The sequence below is a fragment of the Levilactobacillus enshiensis genome (assembly GCF_007115095.1).
GTDB lineage: Bacteria > Bacillota > Bacilli > Lactobacillales > Lactobacillaceae > Levilactobacillus > Levilactobacillus enshiensis.
The window spans coordinates 1-25,670 of the sequence record NZ_SULH01000003.1; the positions used below are offsets into that span (position 1 = coordinate 1).

At 47.4% G+C, this 25,670-nt stretch carries 19 protein-coding genes and 1 tRNA gene; 10 read left to right on the forward strand and 10 right to left on the reverse strand.

Going from position 1 to position 25,670, the window contains the following annotated elements; genetic code table 11:
- Positions 1-291: 291 nt before the first annotated feature.
- From FAY32_RS03845 to FAY32_RS03855, 3 genes are read right to left on the reverse strand one after another with little or no spacing between them, the layout of a single operon-like run.
- The gene (locus FAY32_RS03845) at positions 292-1,626 is read right to left on the reverse strand and encodes a glycoside hydrolase family 30 protein (protein WP_143462144.1); all 1,335 of its coding nucleotides are present in this window, start codon (positions 1,624-1,626) and stop codon (positions 292-294) included.
- Between the two features lie 44 nt (positions 1,627-1,670).
- The gene (locus FAY32_RS03850) at positions 1,671-2,918 is read right to left on the reverse strand and encodes an MFS transporter (RefSeq protein ID WP_143462145.1); all 1,248 of its coding nucleotides are present in this window, start codon (positions 2,916-2,918) and stop codon (positions 1,671-1,673) included.
- A gap of 52 nt (positions 2,919-2,970) precedes the next feature.
- Positions 2,971-4,962, reverse strand: a complete 1,992-nt coding sequence (locus FAY32_RS03855) for a beta-galactosidase (protein WP_143462146.1) — start codon at positions 4,960-4,962, stop codon at positions 2,971-2,973.
- Between the two features lie 127 nt (positions 4,963-5,089).
- Here FAY32_RS03855 and FAY32_RS03860 point away from each other — a divergent pair, with 127 nt between their 5' ends.
- The 4 genes from FAY32_RS03860 (at position 5,090) to FAY32_RS03875 (ending at position 9,539) form a co-directional block, all read left to right on the forward strand.
- On the forward strand, positions 5,090-5,959 hold the full coding sequence (locus FAY32_RS03860) for a helix-turn-helix domain-containing protein (RefSeq protein ID WP_143462147.1): 870 nt from the start codon (positions 5,090-5,092) through the stop codon (positions 5,957-5,959).
- Positions 5,960-6,013: 54 nt separating this feature from the next.
- Complete coding sequence (locus tag FAY32_RS03865; protein ID WP_143462148.1) at positions 6,014-6,250, forward strand: hypothetical protein; 237 nt, start codon at positions 6,014-6,016, stop codon at positions 6,248-6,250.
- 122 nt (positions 6,251-6,372) lie between these two features.
- On the forward strand, positions 6,373-6,654 hold the full coding sequence (locus tag FAY32_RS03870; RefSeq protein WP_143462149.1) for a type II toxin-antitoxin system RelB/DinJ family antitoxin: 282 nt from the start codon (positions 6,373-6,375) through the stop codon (positions 6,652-6,654).
- Positions 6,655-7,316: 662 nt separating this feature from the next.
- A complete protein-coding gene (locus FAY32_RS03875; protein WP_143462150.1) occupies positions 7,317-9,539 on the forward strand; it encodes a glycoside hydrolase family 3 C-terminal domain-containing protein in 2,223 nt (740 codons plus the stop codon).
- A gap of 200 nt (positions 9,540-9,739) precedes the next feature.
- On the opposite strand, the gene FAY32_RS03880 is transcribed toward FAY32_RS03875, so the two are convergent.
- The 5 genes from FAY32_RS03880 to FAY32_RS03900 all read right to left on the reverse strand — a co-directional run bounded on the left by FAY32_RS03880 (position 9,740) and on the right by FAY32_RS03900 (position 15,576).
- Positions 9,740-10,882, reverse strand: coding sequence for a glycerate kinase (locus FAY32_RS03880; RefSeq protein WP_143462151.1), 1,143 nt, complete (start codon positions 10,880-10,882; stop codon positions 9,740-9,742).
- A gap of 10 nt (positions 10,883-10,892) precedes the next feature.
- Complete coding sequence (locus FAY32_RS03885) at positions 10,893-11,798, reverse strand: dihydrodipicolinate synthase family protein (RefSeq protein WP_143462152.1); 906 nt, start codon at positions 11,796-11,798, stop codon at positions 10,893-10,895.
- Between the two features lie 19 nt (positions 11,799-11,817).
- Positions 11,818-13,146, reverse strand: a complete 1,329-nt coding sequence (locus FAY32_RS03890) for an enolase C-terminal domain-like protein (protein ID WP_143462153.1) — start codon at positions 13,144-13,146, stop codon at positions 11,818-11,820.
- Between the two features lie 84 nt (positions 13,147-13,230).
- Positions 13,231-14,112 (reverse strand): 2-hydroxy-3-oxopropionate reductase, encoded by an 882-nt coding sequence (gene garR, locus FAY32_RS03895; RefSeq protein WP_143462154.1) that lies wholly within the window; start codon positions 14,110-14,112, stop codon positions 13,231-13,233.
- A 138-nt stretch (positions 14,113-14,250) separates the two neighbouring features.
- Positions 14,251-15,576: a Na+/H+ antiporter NhaC family protein gene (locus FAY32_RS03900; RefSeq protein ID WP_143462155.1), complete on the reverse strand. Its 1,326-nt coding sequence runs from the start codon at positions 15,574-15,576 to the stop codon at positions 14,251-14,253.
- A 731-nt stretch (positions 15,577-16,307) separates the two neighbouring features.
- On the opposite strand from FAY32_RS03900, the gene FAY32_RS03905 reads away from it, so the two are divergent.
- The 5 genes from FAY32_RS03905 (at position 16,308) to FAY32_RS03925 (ending at position 23,151) form a co-directional block, all read left to right on the forward strand.
- Entirely contained in the window at positions 16,308-17,390 is a 1,083-nt protein-coding gene (locus tag FAY32_RS03905) for a CdaR family transcriptional regulator (RefSeq protein ID WP_143462156.1), read from the forward strand.
- Between the two features lie 111 nt (positions 17,391-17,501).
- A complete protein-coding gene (locus FAY32_RS03910; protein WP_143462157.1) occupies positions 17,502-18,842 on the forward strand; it encodes an enolase C-terminal domain-like protein in 1,341 nt (446 codons plus the stop codon).
- 510 nt (positions 18,843-19,352) lie between these two features.
- On the forward strand, positions 19,353-21,053 hold the full coding sequence (locus FAY32_RS03915; protein WP_143462158.1) for an aryl-sulfate sulfotransferase: 1,701 nt from the start codon (positions 19,353-19,355) through the stop codon (positions 21,051-21,053).
- A 358-nt stretch (positions 21,054-21,411) separates the two neighbouring features.
- Positions 21,412-22,344: a pyrimidine-specific ribonucleoside hydrolase RihA gene (rihA, locus tag FAY32_RS03920; protein WP_143462159.1), complete on the forward strand. Its 933-nt coding sequence runs from the start codon at positions 21,412-21,414 to the stop codon at positions 22,342-22,344.
- Positions 22,345-22,470: 126 nt separating this feature from the next.
- Positions 22,471-23,151 (forward strand): YoaK family protein, encoded by a 681-nt coding sequence (locus FAY32_RS03925; RefSeq protein ID WP_143462160.1) that lies wholly within the window; start codon positions 22,471-22,473, stop codon positions 23,149-23,151.
- A gap of 342 nt (positions 23,152-23,493) precedes the next feature.
- Here the strand turns inward: FAY32_RS03925 and FAY32_RS03930 are convergent.
- Positions 23,494-23,565: transfer RNA gene (locus tag FAY32_RS03930), tRNA-Gln, on the reverse strand.
- Positions 23,566-23,751: 186 nt separating this feature from the next.
- Here FAY32_RS03930 and FAY32_RS03935 point away from each other — a divergent pair.
- Positions 23,752-24,732 (forward strand): LacI family DNA-binding transcriptional regulator, encoded by a 981-nt coding sequence (locus tag FAY32_RS03935; RefSeq protein WP_143462161.1) that lies wholly within the window; start codon positions 23,752-23,754, stop codon positions 24,730-24,732.
- On the opposite strand, the gene FAY32_RS03940 is transcribed toward FAY32_RS03935, so the two are convergent.
- On the reverse strand, positions 24,719-25,351 hold the full coding sequence (locus tag FAY32_RS03940) for a pentapeptide repeat-containing protein (RefSeq protein WP_143462162.1): 633 nt from the start codon (positions 25,349-25,351) through the stop codon (positions 24,719-24,721). The two genes, FAY32_RS03935 and FAY32_RS03940, sit on opposite strands and share 14 nt — an antisense overlap.
- Between the last annotated feature and the right edge of the window lie 319 nt (positions 25,352-25,670).

The window sequence follows — 25,670 nt, forward strand, 5'->3', positions numbered from 1 at the left end:
AAGCGGCTTTACCGCGGTAGAATACCGTGGCAAAGCCGCTTAGACAGGACTCGAAAAATTATATTATTTTACCTGTCAACTTGACAGGGACTAGTACACAGAAGAATATTGGCTTCTGAAACAGCTGATTTCATTTTTTACCATTATCGTGTCGAAACGTGCGCCACCAGGCAGTTTGTTGCGCTTAACCCGAGCACAGAAATTATGCCAAGGCCAGGCATAATCCCTGTTCTCACGTTAATGCTCGCAAACTAACCGCCTGATGGCCCACTTCCCTTTTCCTATACCTGATTAATCGATCACAAACGTATTAAATGAATTTGGCGCCAAAGTTGCTGCGACGCTCTTGGAAGCATCCTCTGGGTCAGCAAACGTGAATGGTAAGGCGCGTTCCAGTGCATTTTGAACGACCACGACTAACTGCCCATCTGGGTTGCGGAAGGCCTTGCCCATCGAGTTGAAGTGGCCAGTCGTTTCTAAGACTTGGGCCCCTGGCTTAACGTAGTGCGCGTAATGCCGCATCACGTAATATTCAGGGTTACGCGTCACAGACTGGGTCTTAGAATCAATGGAGAACATTGAGTTTTGGTGCCAGCCCCACGTACTGATAGAATCCCCTAAAATGATGTTCCAGTACGTGTAAGCCGTAGCGCCAGCCGTCAAGTAATGGTTGACCAAGTGGAAAATATATTCCGCATAGGACCAACTGTTGTCACCATAACCACATTCCGATTCCGTTTGAACCAGCTCAATTTCTGGCCACGAGCTGTGCGTCCGCTCAATCGCATTTTGACCAGCCCACTGGTAACCAATCCCCTTGATGTACTTCCGAGCTTCATCGTCGAATAGGATGTTGTCAACGTAACGGTTATAGTTGTCCAACTTGATTCCCGAAGCGTTGAACGACATATCCTCGGGACCGTTCAGCGTTCCCAAGAAGATTTCCGTGTCGATGCCTTCCTTTTCAAAGGTTGGCCCCAGGTAGTCGCGAATGAAGACCTTTAAGTCATCACTGTTCCAGAGACAAGACGGGAACTTTTGATCCGCGAAAACTTCATTTTGTGGACAAACACGCGCGATGTGGATTCCCTGCTTTTCGTAAGCGCGAATGTACTTAACGAAGTAATTGGCGTAGGCCTGCAGGTTTTCTGGGGTCATCACGATGCGACCAAAATTATAGACCTTAGGAAACTTCATCCAGGTCGGTGGCGTCCAAGGGCTGGCAAATAATTGTAGATTGGGTTGATACTTCTTTGCATTATTGATGTATGGAATCAACGTTTGTTTGTCATGATCAACGGAGAAGTCCTTCAAGTCATAATCGCCGTCAGTCTCATCGTAGCTGTACCACGTTTCGGCAAAATCATTAGCGCCAATTGGTGTCCGGTTAAAGGTAAAGTTCAGTTCTTCCGGTGAGAATAAATCCTTGTAGATCTCTTGTTGCTGGTCATCGGCCAACTTACTTAATGGCAGGTAGCCCAACTCGTTAAAGCACCCACCGAAGCCGCGTAACTTCTGCAACCCCTTCCCGGTCAATTGTAAATCTGTGGAAGCCGTCACTTTAGTAGTGGTTGGTGTTTTTTCTTGTAAATAGTTATCTGGTGTACTTTCAATCCAGGTGGTCATCAGTCTTTTCCTCCTTAGAAATCAGTTCAAGTTATCTTTAATCTTTATTTTGTCGAACGAATCATTTGAATGAAGATGCAGGCGAGCAAGACGAAGACGATGGCAATTGGGAAGACCAGCTTGTAGCCCCCCATCACGACCACGATACTCGTCACGATAGGACCGACCGTTTGGCCTAAAGTCGTCGCAATGTTCAAAATCCCTAAATCCTTACCAGCCTCTTCTTTGTTTGGCAAAACGTCAATGTTCAGTGCCTGGTCAACGGCACCGTAAACAGCGTAGCCTAAGCCGGCAAACCCGGCAAATAGAATCATGGAGAATGGCGAGCGCATGACCCATGGTAACAAGTACCCAATTGCCAGCAATACGGCTGAAACAATGACGGGCAACTTCCGGCGACCAATGGCATCAGAAATCGCACCTGAAGCCAAGGAACCGACTAAGCCGACGATCATGGTCACCACGGACATGATTGAAATCGTTGCAGCGGCATCTGCCTTGCCTTGGCCAATATAACTTTCCAAAATATATAATTGATAATTCAAGATCATGTAATAACTGAAAATCAACAAGGTCCGGCCCAAGAAGGCTAACCAGAAATCACGTGCGCCCTTTAATGGCGGACGGAATGAAGCCAACAATTCGCCAAACCCACCTTCAACAGCGGGAAGATCTTTCGCTGACTTTTCACTAGGCCAAACGATAACGGTACAGATGCCGGCAATTCCCATAAGAATTCCGGCGATAATGAAGCCGGGAATTTGAATCGAGATGAATCGGGCACCAATCAAGGTCCCCACTGAAGTCCCAGTCGTCGTCCCCGCAGACATGAAGGCTGACATTGTCGCCCGCATATCATCGGAAACACGATCAGATAACGTCGCAATCACTGGCGCAATCATCATGTTCAACCCCACCATACTCAGGCAGTAGGCAATGCCAATAGCCCAAGCGTTGCTTAAGATACCGATTGAGAACAGTGATAAGCCCCCAACAATCCCACCGGCAACGACCCACGGTGTCCGCCGACCAAAGCGAGAACGCGTCCGGTCAGAAAGGTTCCCGAACAACAGGTTGGCCACTAATGACGTGATCGCCGTTGCCGCATTCAAAACACCGAAAATCGCAGTTGATGTACTAGGTCCAACCAAGTCTTTCAAATGTTGTGGCAGTAGCACGGCTGAAACAATCCCCAAACCACCCATCCATAATAACGCGAAGATAAAGAAACTAGCCGAGAAACGAATCTTATTCGATTTACTCATCGTGATCTTAACTTTTTCATTTTCCATGGTGTTTTCTCCTCAAATGTTTGCGCTTTCATTTATGACCCGAAGAAGCGGTTTATTCCCCTTCAACGATGGCAACGCCCCAAGGCGCAAGTTGCAGTGATCGTTGCGTTGGTTGGTTGCTGAGCAGTTCATTGCCAGCAACTGGCTGTTTAACTGTCTGTTCCGTGCCTGAATAATTGAAATAGTAAGTCAATGTCTTACCCAAGTCATTTTGTCCCTGCTTAACAATTACCGGGAAGTTCTCGGCAAAGGTACTCAGGTTAATTTCCCGCACGTAGTCACGAACCAAGTCCGTAATGACTTCAGCAGAGGGGTAGCAGCCCATGTAGATGACTGATCCCTTGCCAAATTGATTCTTCGTGATGGCAGCATAGTCAGACCAGTTCGGGTCGTCGTAAGTCGCCAGCACCTCAGCCGTATCTGGAATCAAGAGTTCCATCCAGTCCTTTAATTCGGTATCCTGAACGTGCTGTAAAGTTGGTGTCTGCCCAACTAATTGCGTGCCATCAGGATCAACGAACATTTCGTAATGAACGCCACTAGCTGCAGAAATGATGCCGGGCTGGCGGTCGGTACGGACCTTAACGTGTTCATCGGTAAAGCCGGATTTGAAGGTGTAGATGACGTGACCACCGCGTTTAACGTAATCGTTCAATGCCTGTAAGAACTCATCGCTGACACTGTAGAGCGCCGGCACAACGATCAACTTGTAGTCATCCAGGTTGATATGATGTTCATCGGTAATATCCGTTCGCACATTCAACCGGTAAAACTGATCGTACAGGGAGCGGAAAAGGTCGTTGTAGTTCCGCTCGTCGGAGAATGGAAAGGCATTGACGGCTGTCAAACTTTGATTGCTGACCAAGAAGGCAACTTCCGACTTAATCTTGAAGTTTACCAAATGGGCCGACAGTTTTTTCAATTCAGCACCGGTTTGCTTAACTTCGTTGTAGACCGGGTTGGGCTGGAAATCGTGACTCAAGATTCCCTTCCAGTAGGTTTCAGCTGAATTGTGAATGGAATGCCAGTGCCAGTACTCCACCATGTTGGCCCCAGACGCCAAGTGACTGTATGCTAGCTGGCGCAATTGTCCCGGATAGGGCACTTGTTGCTTAAAGGCTTGTGCTTGCGTTTCCATTACGAGATAATTATCATGTTTAAGGGTTCTCAATTCATCACCCGCAAAGGAAACTTCTGTCCCGGTGAGGTGCTTACGAGAAGGATGATAAATGTCGCCCCCGGCGTAATCTAAGGGCTCGCTCGCATCGAAATGGTTCACATCTGGCTGAATTCCGTATGAATAGCCACGCCATTCGAAGTCAAAGTTGTGCGTGATAAACTGATCCGGTTGCCGATATTCCTTAACGAGATCAACTTGCCACTTGAGATAATCCGTAACGAGCTGTTGGCGGTACTTATCGAATTCCGCTTTCAAGCTCCCATTGATGGTGCCGTCCATGGAAGGAAAATCCTCCCAGGCGTTGATTCGATTGCTCCAGTAATCCAGACCAAATTCGTGATTAAAACGGTCCAAATCGTTATTAAATTCTTGCTTGATAAATTGAACGAACCCTTTTTGAACATTTTCACTGGACGTCCCATAGTGCTTCGTTTCGTTGTCTACCTGAAAGCCAATGACGGCTGGGTGGTTGGCAACGTGCGCCATCATTCTCCGAATAATTCTTTCTGAATATCGTAAGAATGTTGGGTTACTAATATCAAAAATCTGCCGGGCACCATAGGGTTGACGTTGCCCATTGCGTTGAACCATGACCTCTGGATACTTTTTAGCTAACCAGGTTGGAATCGCGTAAGTGGGAGTTCCAACGATTACTTTAATCCCAGCATCATGCATGGCATCAAGCACTTTGTCCAATGGCGAGAAGTCAAAAACGCCATCTTGCTTTTCGTAAGTCCCCCAGGTACTCTCCCCAATACGGACAACGTTGATGTTGGCTGCGGTCATCATTTCGATATCTTTATCGAGTCGGTCGACTGGTAAATATTCGTAATAGTAGGCTGTTCCGTATAAAATATTTTTCATTATTTATCCCTCATTTATTTCTTGTAAACGCTTACTGTGCTTATTATTACCGATTTAGTAAAGCTTGTACATGGCTATTTTCGGCCAAAAAAGACCCAAATCAAACCTTTTAGGAGGGAAAAATCCCATGGATATCCTTAAAAATGCCCACCGGCTCCCGGTTCTCGATTGGAACCTAAACTTCTTTGGCGGCCATTATCAAAAAGTAGCGAATAATTGGGAGGCCCCCTTAGACAAACACCAAGCCTTTGAGCTCATCTTTGTTATCGAAGGACAGGAAGGCCTCTCCATTGAACACGAATCCTATACCCTCAATCAGGGCGACTTCGTTTTGATTCCGCCAGGTTTTCGCCACGTTGCTCACGCAATTGACCACCTCACCTACTTCTGTTTTCACTTTGACTTGGACGAACCCAACTTCATCGTCCAGTTGATTCAGAATTCACCAATCTATTTTCCGAAAGGTGCGGAGCTGAATCGTGACATCTGCCCTATTTTGCGGGAATTGATTGCGCTGGTCTCCTTATCTGCCGACTACTCCTTCAAGGACAAGATGCAGATTCAAATTTACCTGTCACAGATTCTGATGATCTTTAGCACGCTTATTCCGGAAAAATCGGCTGCGACCAATGCTAATCAATCCCGTTACGCCAAAATCATTGCGGAATCGTTGAAGTCCACGCTAAACGAAATGATTCTGCACCCCGTTGACGGCGATACCGAACAGATTTCAATTGCCGACCTCATGGCCTCAATTGGTATCAGTGAGGGGTACGGCAACCGCGTCTTTAAGGAGGCTTATGGCTTTTCACCACAGAAATACCTGTCTGAATTGAAATTGAAATGGGCGAAGAAGATGCTCCTGAAGCCGCAATTCAGTGTTGCTGAGATTGCCACCACTCTGGGGTACCAGAATGCCTCACACTTCAGCCGGCAATTCAAACGGTGGACGAAAATGTCACCAAAGACTTATCGGCAGATTGTGGCGAAGACTTAACTTTTCTAAATTCAGGTTCAACCCTAATTTTCTTTAAAGTAGGAAGGCTAACTGATGATCCGGCTTTGGCAACTTGCGGATGATGGCGATATTGTGCAATTTAAATTCCAAGTGGAATCCGATGAGAAAACAGGGACTGTCCTATACAGTCGTCAACGACAAGCAACAAAATTTGAAACGCTACTCATTGACAACTATCCTGAAAACTATAGACAACATATCAGAAGAACCTTGTTCAATATGGGAGCTATCAATAAATTCTCTAAACAGTATACAATCGCTTGGTACTAAGCGATTATTCATCTTACTAAATATGCCATTTAGACCGAGACGCCATGTATTTTAGTAATCCAGTATCCTCAAAATAGTATTTATTCAGAGTGAACGCTATAATCCAAGCGGAGGCGAGATAGATGAACAAGCGACAGGAATTACAAACGGAACGCGTCAGTACTCGTATCAGTAAGTCAGTTAAGGTAAAGGCTCAAGCAAACCTCGAGAAAAGGGGCCTCACAATTGCCGAATATATGAGAATTGTCCTTTCTAGCGTCGCCGAAAACGGGCTACCAACCAATTTTGGCCAACCGAATCAAGAGGTGCTCGATTCTATCCATGAAATGATTGACGCCAAAGCAAATGATAACCTACTACCAGGTGGGACTGTTGAAGAATTCGAGCGAAAACTCAACTCGTAACCCATTCCATTTACGACACAGGTAACCCGACAAAAGCCCACAATGGTGCGAACATATCCTGGAATTATGCTTTGATGGTTACCATAACAGAAGTTTCTAAAAACCCTCTCTAGCCTTTTAACATCAAGGTTAGAGAGGGTTTCTTATGGATCAACAATAAGTAGAGCGTATCCCTTTCATCACAGAGAACATGGAAAGATAGTTCGCTCTGATAAATGTCGCAAAGGATTACTCCCATATGAACTTTTATTTTTTATTTATATTTAACAATCAATTTTTTCTAGTAATTGAACGAACACTACACTCAAAATTGCTACGATAACATAAAGAATCGTTATTTTTCTTTCTCTGCTCATTTCACACCTCCCGCATCGGTTGACACAATTATACATGAAGTAACCCCCGTATGCACGAGAAACACCCTAAACAATTCTTAATATAACATTGTTTTTAATTTAATAAACGTTCTAATTTCTCTAAATTATCTTCTAATACACACATCAGTGACTAGCGGTTAACAATGTGATTGCTCGCCAATTATTTTCCCCGTTTAGGTCAGCTTTGGGTCTTTTCAGGTCTGATTAACCGCTTTCATTCGGTTGGTTGTCCTGTTAAACTAGTAGCGAAAGCGTTTCACTACATAACTGAAAAGGAGCTTTTTTATGACATCACCAATTAGCAATGATTTCATTCAACAGTTGACGCTGACCGAAAAAGCCAGTCTCGTTTCAGGTAAAGACTTCTGGTTCACTGCCGGCATCGACCGGTTGAACCTTGAAAAGATTATGATGACCGATGGCCCGTCCGGTTTACGGAAACAGGCCAACAGTGCCGACGCCTTGGGCTTGAACCAAAGTGTTAAGGCGATTACCTTCCCTGCCTCAGCTTTGACGGCCGCTTCATTTGACCGGAAGGCCCTGACCACGTTGGGTGAAAATCTAGGTGAAGCTGCCAAGAATGAAGGCGTTAGTGTTCTTCTCGGCCCCGGCGTCAACATGAAGCGCAGTCCGCTCGCCGGCCGGAACTTCGAGTACTTCTCCGAAGATCCCCTCGTCGCTGGTGAACTCGGTGCCGCTTACGTTAACGGTGTCCAGAGCCAAGGCGTTGGTGTTAGTGTGAAGCACTTTGCCGCCAACAACCGTGAAAACCAACGCTTCACGTCTTCATCCAACATGAGTGAACGTGCATTGCGTGAAATTTACTTGGCCGCCTTCGAACGGATCGTGGTCAACGCCCACCCCGCAACGTTGATGTGTTCCTACAACGCCATCAACGGCACGTTAAACTCACAAAACTTTAAGCTGCTCACCAAGATTCTCCGTGACGAATGGGGCTTCGATGGTGTCGTCATGTCCGACTGGGGTGCCGTCGCCGACCACGTGGCCGCACTACGGGCTGGATTGGATTTGGAAATGCCTGGTAAGGGCCCACAATCAACTACGGAAATCGTTGATGCCGTTCAACATGGTGACTTGACCGAAGCCACACTGGATATTGCGGTTAAACGCGTGCTCAAAATGGTCCACGATTGGCACGTTGACAGTCAGCCTAAAGCCTACGACAAAGACGCACAACACGAATTTGCCCGTCAATTAGCCGCCAACAGCATGGTTCTGTTGAAGAATGACAACCACACTTTGCCACTAGCTAACGCCAAGGACGTGGCCATTCTCGGTGAACTCGCCGACAAACCACGGTACCAGGGGGGCGGAAGTTCTCACGTGAACGCCTACCGTATCACGACCCCACTGGAAGTTGCCGAAGCCGCTGGCAACACTAACTACCAGGCCGCTTACAGCTTAGACGCAACGAAACTGGACGCCAATCAAATCGCCGAGGCCGTTGCCGCCGCTAAACAAGCCGACCGGGTCGTTATTTTCGCCGGTGTCCCCGAAGCCTTAGAATCTGAAGGCTTTGACAAGACGTCGATGGCCTTGCCTGACAACCAAAACGAACTGATCAAACAAGTTGCTGCCGTTAACGCCCACACCATCGTGGTCCTGCAAAACGGGTCCGCCGTTGAAATGCCATGGGCCGATGACGTTGTTGCCATCCTCGAAACCTATTTGGCTGGTGAAGCTGTGGGTGAAGCCACTTGGGACGTCTTGACCGGCGCCGTTAATCCTAGTGGAAAATTGGCCGAAACCTTCCCCCTGAAGCTCGCTGACAATCCTACTTTTGGGACCTTTAACGCCAGTCCACTGACCGAAACCTACCATGACGATATTTTTGTCGGCTACCGGTACTACGATCTGAAGCAACGTGCCGTTCGTTTCCCATTTGGCTACGGATTAAGCTACACACACTTCAGTTACCATGACCTCACCGTTACGGATCAGGACCAAAGCGTTGAAATCAGCTATCAAATCACCAACGATGGTGCCGTAGCTGGTCAGGAAACGTCACAGATTTACGTGGCCAATCACGCTAGCCTAGTCGAAATGCCAGTCAAGGAACTTCGCGACTTTGCCAAGACCGAACTAGCCGCTGGCGAAACCAAGACGATTACCCGAACGTTGCCACGACGGGCCTTCAGTTGGTACAACGCCGAGACCAGCAACTGGCAAATGGATGACGGTGACTACACGATCTTTGTGGGTCGGTCATCCCGCGACCTGGACTTACACCAGGACATCACGTTAGCTTGGAACCCACAAACTGGTGAACCCGTAACGCCTAACACTTACATTGGGGCTATCATGGCCCGTGCCGACCTCCGTCCCGCATTGGAAGAAACCGACATTGCCAAGAGTTTTGACGCCTTAGCCGGCAATGACACCAACAGTGAAATGATGAAGAACATGCCACTCCGTTCCGCCATCATGGTTGGAGTCAGTGTTGATCAGTTGAATGCCTTTTTGAAGCTTGCTAATCAACCGAAATAAACGTTAAGTATGAGCTAAACAACAATGCCAAAATAGACTAATTCCGTTTACTAATCACAAACAGGCTTACCTTGATTAGATTATCTTCAAGGTAAGCCTGTTTTTTTTAGCCAAACTTAGGCAACCAAAAAGCCCAGCCGCTCCCTGGAATCGGGGGAACAGCTAGGCTCATGTTACCTAATTTAAGTGTGAACACAATACTACTTGGTCACCACCGCATCAAAGTTAAACGCCTTCAATGCCGTATATCCCGCCTGCGTTAACAGGGGTTGCACATTAGCAATGGCTTGGTCGACCGACATTGGTGTGACCGTTGACGAGAGCACTAGATCAACGCCCGCGTTGTACACGGCTTGAATATTGTCACCAATGCTCCCGGCAATCAAGATGACCGGCAACTGATGTTTCTTCGCTAACCGGGCGATACCGATTGGTGCTTTGCCCATTAGAGACTGACCATCGATTTGGCCTTCCCCGGTAATGACCAGGTCTGCCTGTGCGATTCGGTCATCGAGTTTGGTCAACCGCATAATCTGTTCGATCCCGGGTTCGAGACGACCACCCAAGAAGCTTAGAATCCCAAATCCGGTCCCACCAGCAGCACCGGCTCCTGGTAGATCACCACAACTACGCTTTTGATAGTCCTTGAGCACTTGATTTAAGTGATCAAGGCCCTGATCAAGCGCCTGAATAGTCTCTTTAGTCGCACCCTTTTGTGGCCCAAAGACGGCTGAAGCGCCCTGCGGTCCGGTCAGTGGATTGGCCACATCTGTCAGTCCCACGATGGACACTGACTGTAGCCGCTGGTCAAGACCTGACAGATCAACGTGGTCCAATTGCAGCATCCCGTTGCCGCCATAAGCCAGTTCTTGGCCCTCAGCGTCATAGAAGTGGCCCCCTAGAGCCTGGGCCATCCCAATACCACCGTCGTTAGTGGCACTGCCACCAAGGCCAATGTAGATTTTTTTTGCACCCTGGTCGAGCGCGGCTTTGACCAGTTGGCCAACCCCGTACGTGGTGGTCAACATCGGATCCAGGTCGTTTTTGGCCAAGTTCAATCCAGCTGCTTCGGCAACTTCAATGATAGCTGTGGTGGCATCAATCATCCCCCACTGTGCCCGAACCGATTGGCCGAGGGGACCAACAACGGTCTCTTCGCGCATCTCGCCGCCAACCGCCGCGAGAACACTGGCTACGGTTCCTTCACCACCGTCCGCAATGGGAACGGTCGTCACCTGAATCGTTGGATCTGCTTGATGGGCCCCCGTCGCAATGTAGTTGGCGACTTCGACCGATGTTGCACTTCCTTTAAACGAGTCTGATGCAATTAGTACCCTTGTCATAGCAAAAACCTCAATTCGCGGCTTTAGTCCCCAACAACTTATCCATTTCCGTCTTCATTCCGGCCAAAACGTCACCACTGGAAGGTTGACTTGGTAAGATTGGCTTACCAACGTTCATCCCCAGCAAGTTCGCCATGTCCTTCGTGGCAACTGGGAAGCTAGCCTTGTTTTGAACCAGACGGGCCGGGTTAAAGGCGTATTGGGCCTCACGAGAACCCTTGTAATCGCCCGCTTCAAATTTATTGTAAATATCAACAACTTGTTCTGCTAACCCGTTGGCTGTAGAGCAAACGCTCCCATAAGAACCTGCACATAAGCCTAAGAAGATCAGCGTATCTTTGCCAGTAAACGGCCGAAATTCGATATCACTGGTCAGCCGCACAACCTCTTCAAAGTAGGTCAAGTCACCACTGGAATCCTTGACCCCGACAATGTTTTTGACATCGTGGGCCAGGTTGCTGACCAACTCCGCATTCAGCTTGTAACCAACCCGTGGGTTATTGTACAGCAACATTGGCAGGTCCGGAACCGTATCGGCAATCGTCTTAAAGTGATCGTACAATTCTTTATCAGTTGGCTTTAAGAACATGGGTTGCAGAACGGAAATACCGAAAGCACCTAAACGTTGCGCCATCTTGGCTAACTTAACACCGTGACTCGTCCGGATAGGTCCCATGCCGAAGAAGACAGGCACCCGATCAGCCGTTTCATCGACAATGATCTTAAAGATGGTTTCCATCTCATCATCAGTCAACATGTAGAATTCAGAGTTACTCCCAAAGGCTAGAATGCCTTGGACACCGCCGTCAATCACACGATCAACAACTTCACGTAGCTTCGGTTCATTAACAGTTTCATCATCATTTACAGGAATCAGTAATGGCACGATAATACCTTTGATCCGACTAATATCCATGAGTTATTTCGACCTTTCTTTAACGAACTAATGCGGGTTGCTTCGGGTTAAATTTCCAGTTTGGAACTAAGTACTGCATGGTCTTGGCATCATCACGCGCACCCAGGTTGTTTTCGATGTAAACGCGGTTAGCTGCCTTGATAGCATCGAGATCAATTTCAACGCCCAAGCCTTCATTAGAAGTAGGAACCGTCAATTGACCATCTTTGATTTGATAAGGGTTCTTGGTCAGGTTTTGACCATCTTGCCAGATCCAATGCGTATCAATTGCATAAATGTTACCAGGAGCGGCGGCCGCCGTATTGGCAACCATAGCTAAGGAAATGTCAAAGTGGTTGTTGGAATGGATCCCCCAGTTAAGACCAAATTCATGGCACATCTGCGCAACGCGAACGGAACCTTCCATCGTCCAGAAGTGTGGGTCAGCTAATGGAACGGAGACACTGTCCAAACGAACGGCGTGAGACATTTGACGCCAGTCGGTATCAACCATGTTCGTCGCAGTTGGCAGGAATGTTGCCTTTCGGAATTCAGCTAAAATTTCACGACCTGAGAAACCATCTTCAGCACCACAAGGATCTTCGGCGTAAGTCAAGATGCCTTTAAGTTCTTCGGCGTAGTGAATGGCATCCTTCAAGGACCAAGCACCGTTTGGATCTAAGTCTAATTTAGCTTCTGGGAAGGCTTCATGCAAGGCCTTGATAGCGGCAACTTCTTGTTCGCCATCAAATACCCCACCTTTCAACTTGAAGGTCTTGAAGCCATACCGCTTATAAGCGGCTTGTGCCTGCTTAACAATAGCTTCCGGTGTCAAAGCCGGTTCGCGACGAATGCGGCCCCAATCATCGGAATCATCATCGTCACTGATGTAATCAAGGTCGGTCTTGGTCTTGTCACCGACATAGAAGAGGTAACCTAAAACGTCGACCTTTTCGCGAACCTGACCATCGCCTAACAAAGCGGCAACTGGAACGTGAAGATGTTTCCCCAGCAAATCAAGGAAAGCCGTTTCCACGGCCGTTACGGCATGGATAGTCGTCCGTTGATCAAAGGTTTGTTGTCCCCGGCCACCAGCGTCTAAGTAGGAGAACTTATCACGCATGGTTTGCAGCACGCCTTTATACTCACCCAGTGTTTTGCCAACGACTAACTCTTTGGAATGAAGGAGAATATCTGTGATTTTTTCACCACCGGGGACTTCACCGACCCCAATTTGGTCATTATCAGCAGTTAAAATCACAATATTACGGGTAAAGTAAGGGCCATGTGCCCCACTTAAGTTCAGCAACATACTGTCTTTCCCGGCAACCGGGTAGACATCCATTTTCACAATTTTAGGAATCGTCATGTTTTGTTCATCCTTTCACTTTAAGGGTAAAAGAAAAAGGGATAGCAATTTAATCCCAATTTCTTTGAATTTCAACTCGACGCGTTAATCAATCGTTAAGTCGTTGATCTTTTCGTAGAACTTAGCAATAGCAGAGTGGTCATCACTACCGTTACCATCGTTCTTAACCACCTGCAAGATCTCCATGACTTCAGCGGTCAAAGGTAAGCCAACATGTAAAGCATGTGACGTATCCAGCGCATTTTGTAAGTCCTTGATGTGTAAGTCAACCCGGAATCCTGGCTTGAAGTTGCGGTCAATCATCATTGGTACCTTCGCATCCATAACGGTGCTACCAGCTAAACCAGTGTGAATGGCGTCAAAGACCATCTTAGGATCCAAACCAGCCTTCTTAGCTAAGGCGAACCCTTCACTAACCGCAGCGATGTTCAAAGCAACAATAACCTGGTTGGCTAACTTCGTCGTGTTCCCGGCACCAACGGCACCAACATAGGTCACAGAACCACCCATGATTTCAAGTAAGTCTTTGTTCTTTTCGTAAAGGTCCTTGTCACCACCAACCATGATGGCAATGGAACCATCGATAGCCTTAGGTTCACCACCAGAAACGGGGGCATCCAAGAAGCCAACGTTGAGTTTAGCCAAACGCTTAGCAAAGCCTTGACTAGCTAATGGGTTGATGGAACTCATATCGATCACTGTCTTACCGGCAGTCAATCCTTCAGCAACTCCGCCTTCGTTAAACAGTGCGGCTTCAACGTTTGGAGAATTAGGAACCATCGTGAAGATAACATCGGCGTTTTCAGCAACTTCTTTACCTGACTTGGCTTCAGTAGCGCCATCTGCAACTAATTCTTTAATAGCGTCTTCCTTAAAGTCAAAGACCGTTAAGTCGTGACCTGCTTTAACCAAGTTCTTTGCCATTGGTTTACCCATGATACCTAATCCAATAAATCCGAGTTTCATAATAAATGTGCCCCTTTCAATTTCTATCTTTCTACAGTTAAAAGTATAAGTGACTTACCACACAAAGTGTATGGCGCAACTCTCGAAGTTCTGCCACGTTATTTAGTCATTTGCACAAATTGGCAACGGTTACACTTTTTAACGGAATGCACCGGTAAGTAGCCCTAAGCCAATCCAGACAAGGCTCATGCCCCAAATCGGGATAAATGCGTATTTGACATATTGTGACAAATCAACTGCACCATGAGTTAAGTCGACACCAATGTAAATCTGTGGTTGGGCAATTGGTGTTAACAAAGCCCCCATGTTCATAAACAGTGTGATGATAACGATATCGGATGGTACACCGTAAGCCTTCATCAAGGAAACCACGATTGGCATCAAGACGTAGTACCAAGTATCGTTGGTGAAGATGAACATCAATGGCGTACTGAAGACAGCAATAATGATGTAAACCCAAGGTCCCATGGAACTTGGAATGATCTTAACCAAGGTATTAACCATGGCCTTCATCATGCCACTGTATTGCATAACCCCAACAACAACCCCAGACAACAGGATAGCTGGCATAATTGGTAACAATGAAGCGGCATATTTCTTCAGTAACTTGTTTTGTTGTTTCAAATCAGGGAAGTTGTAAGCCAACGCGATAACTAACCCAAAAGCAAAAACGTAGTATGAAGGTACGGAAGGCATTAAGCACAATGCCAAGATAACTAAAACCGTCAAGGCCACGTTGATCCAGAAGAACTTTGGCCGTGCCAACTCGGGATCATCGACGATATCACTAATGTCGACTTTTCCGGCGGTCATTTCAGTCGTTGCACATTCCTTCTTGATCCGCTTTTGTTCACGGAAACCTAAGAAGGCCGCCATCGCGAACAGAAGAACCGTGAAGATAATCTGTGTTGGGAACATCATGCTAAACAGGTGATTGGCACCACCAGGAACATTAGGAATCAGAGACGCACTCCGCAACATCCGCGCACTCCAAGGCACATCGAATGTATTGATAGCACCAACCGTGGTCAGGAAGACCAGAATGATTGGTTTCATGTGCAATTTCTGATAGAACGGTAACAGAAGTGGAATCGTAATTAAGTAAATAGACGTGATACTAACATCAAACCCAGTAATCATGGCAACCAGCAACGTTAAGCAGGTTAAGACCACTGGACTCAAATTAATATGTTTCAGGATTCTCCGGACAATGCCGTTGAAGAATCCCGTATCTGCCATGAGTAAGAAGTATGGCAGCGAGAATAACATGATCAAGGCAACGGGGGTCGTCATCCCCAACCCTTTTGTGAGGTAATCACCAATTTGTGTCGGTGACGCACCTACCAAGATTGCACCGATGATTGGAATTACCGTAAAGGCAAACATCGTACTGGTCTTTTGTTTCAACAAGACCCAGACAATGACGATCATCATAACGAAACCAATAATTGCCGGATAACTCATTCGAACTCGCCAACTTTCTCAAAACTATTTTTAAGTAAAATGTTATTTAGTGAGCAATGAAACGAAGTAAGCATGCCTTACGCTCTTTATACTATTCGGAATACCAGAACCGAACAACTGACATAATGCCCAAAATCCAGTTTGAATTTTTGTGATTTTGGTTGCGCTTCCTATATAGCGACAAAAGCAATTACGTGGGAGTTGAAAAAAAGAATTATCTGCGGTTAAATAGATGACAGACGCTTTCACTATTAGTCGAATGAGCCTTGTATCCACCGTGAAAATGTCTTGAAACGTCTTGATATCAACATCACAATCGGTTGCAAAGAACGCAAAAGTCGTGCTAATCATCAGTTATGATAGCGCTATCATTTCGTAATTTAGACGATGTTGCTCACTGAATTTCAATCAAATTTGATTGAATTTAGCCCAAGCTCATGGCTAATCTTTTTTCTAATGGGTTGGTCATTTGCCTAGATCTTAGATATGTAGTTTAAGTTTTACCCATTAACCCAAAACTGGTGTTAATTAGTTGCTGACTTATGCGCATTTAATACGTACACTTGCCTAAGGCGCCCCTTGTTCTGCCTCTCTACATAGTGCTTAACCTGGCACATTTTTTGTATTTTCTCTATATGACGGGATTCGCTCACAATTATTTTTTATTTCAGCATGGATTCGCTTCGCCTTTACCACGACTGATTATTATTGAGAAAGTAGGTAATTTACTTATGAAAATTGATCCCGTATTAGCACAATCCATCGTCAACAAAATGATGGCTCAGATTCCATACAACGTTAACATGATGGATGAACACGGTTACGTCATTGCTAGCGGTGACGAGACCCGCATCAATACCCTGCATGTCGGGGCTCTTGATGCAATCGAGCAAAAGAAAACGCTCCCAATGGCCAAATCCTTTGGGCAACATGGCCAACCGGGGATCAACATGCCCATCTTCTTTGATAAGGAGATTGTGGGTGTGATTGGTATCACGGGTGATCCCGAAAAGGTTACCCCACTCGCCTCCCTGCTCCGTGTTGCCACAGAACTCCTACTAAGCCAGAACCAGAACAACTTGCGCGAAAAGAAGAAGGAAACTGCGCTCAATCGTTTCCTTTACCAGTGGTCACAAGTCACTGACCATATTGAGAATAAAACGGACCTGTTGTTAGAGGCCAGTCAATTGGGAATCGATATTCTCAAAGAACGCACAGCGATTGCAGTACAATTAAAGACTCTGCCCATGAATCTACTGGATCCAACCGATTTCCAAATCTCCCTGTCCGCTAGCACGGTCATCGTTCTCACCCGCCAGGCCGTTACTATCGACCGTTTCACGAATTACTGTCAGAAAAAAAAGATTGGCTTAGGCATCGGTTTGCCCAATACCAACATTGGCCTCTCTGTCAACCAAGCGCTGCAAACGCTCCGCATCAGTAATGTTTTCAATCGACCAGATCAGATTAACTACAGTCAGGTCGCCTTTATTGACACGTTGCTCAGCAGTCACCTTTCACTAACTCCCATCGTCGAAAAGTTTCAAGACGCCAATGGTAGCGAATCCGGGAGTGACTTAATCCAAACGTTGGGCATGTACATTCGCCACAGTGGCAATATGGTTCAGACCGCCAAGGCCATGCACATTCACCGCAACACATTAGGCTACCGGCTCAGCAAAATTAAAGAAGACTTTGACCTCGATCCGCACAATACGATTGAGCTCTTCGAACTTTACTTGGGTTACCTGTACTTCAAAGATGCTAGTTACCATCATAACTTGAAGAAACCCGCTGCATCGGGCGTTAATTAATAATTCGACCAGGTTGCACAAGGAATAACTGTCAATCCTGTTAATTTGACTGATCATTCTTGATAATTAAGCGCTTACAATGGAATTAAACTTTGTGAGGAGCTGTTCAAAATGGTCGTTATTCCAAAAGTTACTGATGTCCAAGTCATTCCCGTCGCTGGTTACGATAGCATGTTGCTGACCCTTAGTGGCGCTCACTATCCTTATTTCACTAGAAATATCGTGATTATTACTGATGATTCTGGAAACCGTGGTATCGGTGAAATTCACGGTGGTGATGTCATTACCAAGTCTCTGAATTCGTTCAAATCAATTATCATTGGTCGACCAATTACGGAATACCGCGCCATTTTGAACGACATGAAGCGTCAGGTCGCTCATCCGGATGCCGACAAAGGGGCTGGTATTCAGCAACTAAATATCAGCAATCTCCAATATGTTGTGCACGCCGAAGCCGCCGTTGAGTGTGCGTTACTCGATCTGTACGGCAAGTTTGTCAATCTTCCCATGTGTGATGTCATCGGTTCCGGTCGTCAACGCGATGCGGTCGAAATGTTAGGGTATCTCTTCTACATTGGAGATTACACCCAGACAGACCTACCTTACATTCAAAATGACGACAACTCTGACGCTTGGGGCAAATTACGGCGTAAACCAACGCTAACTGTCGCGGGAATCGTTGAACAAGCCAAAGCCATGCAGGATCGTTATGGCTTCCGGTGTTTCAAACTCAAGGGTGGCGTCTTAGATGGTGCTGAAGAAATGAAGGCCGTCAAAGCCTTGCATGAAGCCTTTCCTGACGCACGAATCAACCTTGATCCAAACGGTGCTTGGACGCTTGATGAAGCCGTCAAACTCACTAAAGAGTACGGTGACGCCTTAACTTACGCCGAAGATCCTTGTGGGCCAGAAAACGGGTTCTCTGGTCGTGAAGTCCTTAGCTTTTATCAAAATGCGACCCATAAGCCAGTGGCCACTAACATGATTGCCACCGACTGGAAACAACTTTACCCAACGCTCCTCATGAAGTCTGTCGACATTGTCTTGGCCGACCCGCACTTCTGGGGCATCGAAGGTAGTCTCCGAGTTGCCAGCATCTTAAATGATTGGGGATTAACCTGGGGGTCTCATTCCAATAACCACTTCGATATTACGTTAGCGTTGTATGCACAGGTCGCCGCAGCTGCGCCTGGCAATATCACCCCAATTGACACCCACTTCGTTTGGCAAGATGGGCAACAATTGTGTGACAACGCCTTGAACATTAGAAACGGTGAAATTGCAATCCCTAAGCGTCCCGGCCTGGGTATCGACATCAATGATACGAAATTAGCCGCAGCTCATGAACTTTACGAACGACTCAGTTTCCATGGTCGTGATGACGCCAAGGCCATGCAGTACCTGATTCCACACTGGACCTTTGATCCAAAGACCCCAACGCTATTACACTAAGATTACACACAAAACCGTCTCAACTGCTTACATGTGGTTGGGACGGCTTTTTTAGTGCTGACTATTTCTCCGTAAACACGATTGGCGTCACCCATTAGTTTCTCCCATCTATTAGTCCTAATTAAAATCACCAGACACATCTCACCATAATTGCTCACGAGATTAGGTCGTTAATATTCTTATTTATCATATGATATAATCCAAAATTATATCGTGATTCATACCAAACTACCTGATTTCTTCGCCACCTGAATCCTTTGATGCTCGGCCCCAAAATACCGATCAACTAGTCACATCCACCTGCTCGTCACCCAATCAAGCACTTTAAAATAACCCGCAGCTTATCGTTTCATTCCTTGATTTCACAATTTCATCACATTCTTTTCGTTAAAATATCGAAATTTGTTAACATAACTAATTTATATGAAGTGTATATTGTAGCTGTTACATACTTTTGGGGCGTACTGGGACTTAGGACCAGTGCCCCCTTTTTTACTATTTTTGAAGGAGATGGCTCATTTGCAATTCAAACACCCCCGGTTGATTACGCTTGCCGTAGCCTTCCTCGCAATTCTGACGGTTGGACTCGCTGGTTGTTCCTCGAGTAAGGCGTCATCGTCAAGTTACAAGGTCAAGAACAACAAGGTCGCGCTCAGTACCGCCCAGATCAAGAAAAACCTGGACACCAAGATCATCACAACGCGGCAAGACACGCAGAAGAGTTTGACAGCCACCTATAAATCTGCCGCCCAAAACGACAGCTACACGCTGAGCAATCCCTACGTCAAGGTCAACCCATACAAGTCTTCCCCACTATCCGCATTAGTTATCTTCAAAACTAGTGAAGCGGTTAAAGTTACCTACACCGTCGTCGGCAAGACAGACAAGACGTCCATCACCAACACCGTCAACGGCGGCTACACCAAGACCCATCAAGTCCCCGTCGTTGGCTTGTACGCTGACTACAGCAATCAGGTCAAGATTACCGCCACCACCAAGAACGGCAAGACGACCACGCAGACGCTGACCCTAAAGACCAGTGCCCTGCCAAAATACATCAAGGACGCCACCATCACCACGAAAAATGTCAAGAAGTCTAAAATGAACATTGGCAAGAACAAATTAACCATCGTCAATCGGACCACGAAGCAGCCCTTTGCCATCGACGCTGACGGTGCCGTTCGTTGGTACGACACGAACTATTCCCAACACACCATCGAACAGTGGTCCAACGGGCACATCATGATTCTTTCTAAGAAAAATGTCGACTCCGACGTGTATAACGATTTAATTGAAACCGACTACCTCGGCCGCGTTTACCAAGAATACGGGTTCGCCAACAAGACCAGCAGTACCGATGGTGGGGTCGAGACCACCGTCATTCACCATGACCTGGTCGAACTTCCCAACCACAACCTGTTAGCAACCGTTTCTGACGGCTCGAAATACAAGGAAGACACGCTGATCGAAGTGTCTCATAAGACTGGAAAAATCGTCAAAGTCATCGACATGAAGAAGATTTTGCCAAAATCCATGTGGGCGAAATACCAAAAGGGATCCGATGGCAAGATCGACTGGCTGCATAACAATGCTGTGGATTATGACAAGAACGACAATTTCATCGTCCTTTCCAACCGCAACCAAGATTTAACGTTGAAGCTAGATTACAAGACCAACCACATCAAATGGCTCTACAGTGGCAAGAAGAAATCCAGCTGGCCTAAGGCTTACCGCAAGTACGTGCTGACGCCAACCAAGGGCACCATTACGACCGGTGGCCAACACGGGTTGTACCTCCTGAACAATGGTGGTCACAACACCGCCAGCAGCGAAGATTTCATTCTCTACGACAACAACATTGACGTGACCAACGGTGATAAAGCCACGTCTGGCAAGTATTCCCAAGCCGTTAAATACCACGTCAACACCAAGAACATGACCATCACCTCAACCTGGTCTTACGGCAAGACACTCGGCAAGGCCAACTTCACCAGTGTCATTGGTTACGCCGAGCAACAGAGTAATGGCAACGTGCTGATCGACTTTGGCTTCAAGGCCGGTGGCCAACAGAGTAACATCATTGAAGTCACGAAGAGCGGCGAACAGGTCTTCAACGCGACCATGAAAAACGCAGCGGCTAAAGCCTACGCTTACCGTGCATACCGGGTACCGTTCTACGCTTCTAGTTACGTCTTTGACGCGACGAAATAGGCCGCCTTACTGCTCACCAAGTTTGATCTAAAACATAACGCAATCGGCTTTTTCAGAATCTTAGCGGTTCTGGAAAAGCCGATTTTGTTTTTGTCGAAACTTGAGCCACCAAACAGTTTATTGCGCTTAACTCGAGAACAGAAATTATGCCAAGACCAGGCATCCCCCAGTTTTCACGTTAATGTTCGCAAACTAGCCACCTGCTGCCCCACTCTTTTGATATCCGATTGGTAAGCGCTGTCATTTTCAGGTAAACTGAAGCTAGTAAGTTGGCATCTTGGCCGCGTCTTCGTTGATATCCTGATCAATTATTGACTGGCTAAATGTCGACCCAATCCATTCCAGAGGAGTGTTTGACTTGAAAAAAATTATTTTAGACTGTGATCCTGGCCATGACGATGCCATCGCGTTGATGCTGGCGCTCGCCAATCCCGAAATCGACCTACTCGCGGTGACCACCTCGGCTGGGAACCAGACGCCGGAGAAGACGCTGAACAACGCGATGCGCCTCCTGACACTGATGCACCATCAGGAGATTCCAGTCGCCGGTGGGAACCGGACGCCACTGTTAAAGCCGCTCGAAACGGCTGGGAATGTTCATGGCAAGTCCGGCCTCGATGGTGCCGAGTTACCCGATCCCGATTTTGCCGTCCAGGATATGACTGCCATCGAACTCATCGCCAAGACCTTGCGGGAGAGCACCGACCCCGTCACACTGGTCGTCACTGGCCCCATGACCAACGCCGCCCTCTTTTTACGCGTGTATCCTGAACTCAAGACCAAGATCGACCGTATCGTCTACATGGGCGGTGCCATGGGCTTAGGCAACTGGACACCGTCCGTTGAGTTCAACATTTACGTCGACCCCGAGGCCGCGAAAATTGTAATGAACGCCGGCATTCCCCTCACGATGGCTCCGCTAAACGTGACGCACAAGGCCCAGATCCTCAAACCAGAGATCGAAGCCATCGGTCAGATTGACAATCCCGTCGCGCACGCCTTTTACGGTCTCCTGAACTTCTTTGAGCTCTACCATGAAAATCCCAAATGGGGCTTCAAAGGCGCACCACTTCACGATCCTTGTACGATTGCTTGGCTCCTGCATCCCGAGATGTTCAAGAGTGATCTGATGAACGTTGACGTGGAGACCCAAGGCGAGTTGGTTCGCGGTGAAACCGTCTGCGACTACTATGAACTCACCGGCAAACCCAAGAACACCGATGTCCTCCTCGATATCGACCGTCCCGCCTTTATTCAGTTGATCACGGATTCTTTAAAGACATTTAATTAACGCTAGAAACTGCGTCACCACTACGGTTAACCCCGTTCAGTGGTGGCGTTTTTTAGTAACGTGGTTTCCCGCAATATAAATTACGCTATACTAAATGGACAAAATATGTCGCCGAGGTGAACAAAATTGAGACAGCAAGCTTACCCCGCCCACGAACAACTTTTGTTCGGCAGCGGACTTACTATGGTGGCCGGTGCACTAGATGCCTACTCCTACTTGGAGCACGGTGAAGTCTTTGCCGGCCTGCAAACGGGGAACCTCATCCTCTTGGGAATCAACTTAGGAAAATTACAAGTGGCCGTCGTCGGTCGCTATCTGACGGCGATGATTGCCTTCATGGTGGGCACCATGATGATTCGTGGCCTGCAACATTTACTAGAAAAGAAAGTGGGCCATCTGCAGACTACGGTGCTCTGGATCGAGTTAGTCTTGCTGATCAGTGTTGCCATCACAACCAGCATCTTACCGGACATCGCCATAACGGCCCTCTTATCTTTAACGGCAGCCGCAGAACTCCAGGCCTTTCGTCAATTAAAGGGCACGCCCTTCACGCCACTCATGATGACGGGCAACTTCCGCACACTCGCCGAATCTCTGTTCGACGGCATCCGGTACCGCGACCGGGCCGCCCGCACCAAGGCGACCGATACGCTAACCGTTATGGGCAGCTTCGCGTTAGGCGCCGCCATCGTGGGTATGCTTTCCAAAACGTTACGCGGGTTCACCGTCATAATTCCAATTATTATTGTAATCGCCCTAATCGTTTGGCTCCGCCAGCAGACGCAACAGCGCCGGTGGAAACATTAAGAAATTAGTTTAAAATAGAGTGGTTAGTTTGCGAGCATTAACGTGAGAACCGGCGTTATGCCTGGTCTTGGCATAAGTTCTGTTTTCGGGTTAAGCGCAGCAAACTGCCTGGTGGCGCACGTTTCAACACGATAATGGTAAAAATAAAATCAGTTTTTTCAGAAGAAAATGGCGGCGTCTAGCCACTCTTCTGAAAAAGCTGATTTTTGAGTTATGTCACAGATTCTTCTTGTGTTCTTGGGCACTACTCCGCCTAGAATCGATTACCACCCTTTATCGCAATCGCTTTAACGGCAACAAAAAAGGAACGAGACCAGCTCGTTCCTTCCTGTAAACCTCTGATTGGGCTAGCTGGGTTCGAACCAGCGCATCACGGGATCAAAACCCGTTGCCTTACCACTTGGCTATAGCCCAAGAATTCGGTCATTACTGACCCAACAGGATATAATTTTAGCATTACCCTCTAGGTGAATGCAAGTCCTTTTTGGGCAATTTTTCGGAAAAATATTTTACGACTAGCGTTAATAGTTGACGTTACCCGTATAAAAACGCTACCATAAAATCTGTAAAACGTTTTAAAAAATTGTGAGGTGAGTCCCTTTGTCCCAAAAACCAACGATCAAAGACGTGGCAAAAGCAGCCGGCGTCTCGGAAGCAACCGTTTCAAGGGCACTGAGTCACAGTCCCCGCGTCAAACGTGCCACCCGCCAGAAAGTTCAGGCAGTCGCTGACCAATTGGACTACCGACCAAACAGTCTCGCTCGCGGCATCCGGGTCAAGCAGACCCACACGCTCGGGATGATTATTCCAGACATTCTCAACGATTATTTCACCCAGTTAACCCGGGAAATAGAGGACGCTGCGGCCCATTCCGGCTACGATGTCCTCATCATGAATACGGACGAAAGCCTCGCCAAGGAAGCCCACGCCCTGAATTTAATGCTTGAAAAACAGGTCGATGGCATCATCATCGCCAGTGCTGGCGGTCAAACCGATTACGCCAAAATTTTGGGCACTACGCCTGCGATCTTCGTTGACCGAATGCCCCCTGCTAACATTCGGACCCCCTATGATCGCGTCATCGTCGACAACGTCAAGGCCACCTGCCACATCGTTTCCCAGCTGTTAGCACAAGGGGCTACGCGTATCGGCATCATCAACAGTGCCGTCTCCTTTACCGCGACCGAACGGCTAGCTGGCTACCACCAAGCGCTGCACGACGGAGGGATCACCCCGGACAGCGCCATCGAGGTCGCCGCACGAACTGACAATAGCAACGTTCAACAGATGACCCGCCAGTTGGTGATCAATCAGAAATGTGATGGCCTCTTTGTTGGCGACAATACGATTATGCAAGAAGTCCTCCGAAAATTGACTGCACTCAATCTACCAACTCTCCAGCTGGGCGGCTTCGACGATCAATTGTGGTTCGATTTTTTGCCACACCCCATCGTCACGGCTCGACAACCGATCAAACAACTCGGCCAAACCGTGGTTACCCGTTTATTGGCGCACCTTGCTGACCCGCAACTCGCACCACAAGAGATTCGGCTGGACGCACAAATCATTACGCGACAGTAATCCCCAGAAACTGGCTGGCAAAGTAAGCCGCTTGCGTTTCGTTCAGCGTGCACCCCACCAAGTCAAATGTGGTGGCCCGCAACTCATCGAACTGACAGGTGCTCAGGTCAACCTTCTTCAAGCTGGTCTCAGAAAAATCGGCCTGGTTTAGCTGACACTGGCGAAAGACCAGTTTACTCAGTTGACTGGCCAGGCAGTTGAATTCCGTCAGGTCGCTCTGATCCACCATGATTTGGGTCAGTTTGGCCTCATTCATATTGGCTAGGGCCAAGCTGCAGTCCGTAAAAGTCACGTCCTTTAACGTGGCGTGGTCAAACGTACTCCCCATCAATTTGCAGTCGATAAAGTGAACCCGGTAGAGGCTTGCCGCCTCTAACTGACAATTGGCCAGGGTACAATTTTTTAGGATCACGTCGGTCATCTCCAACCGGTGAAAGTCAGCGTTTAAAAAGGTCATTCCCTCTAGCAAACACTGATCAAACGTGGGGTGTTCCAACTGATCATTTTCCACAACTTCCTGCTTCAACTGTCCCAACTGCAAGATATGGTCTTCCGCGGCGTAGATGTCAGCAAAGGCCACTGGCTGTAGCGTGGCTTCACTTAGTTTAGGGTCATTCATAAGGGGAACATCCTTTCGCTTTTTAGTAGGGCTAGTATAGCACGATTCCGGCGGTTGCTACAATCACTCGTGGTCAGCTTGCCGGCCCCGTCTATAACAGTGTGTGCTCAGAGACGTTTGGCGTTCTCGTGTACACACTGTTTATTTTGGCCCAAAATTCACCAACCAAATTAACCTCTAGCCCGCTAGATACGACTCTTCTGGGCATTTCAGCGTAGAACCCGTATACTCAGAGTTGGGGCGCAGTTCCCCCGTGCAACTGGTTTTAGTGACACCGATTGATTGACGATTTTCACTAGCAACTTAGAAGTCAAAATAA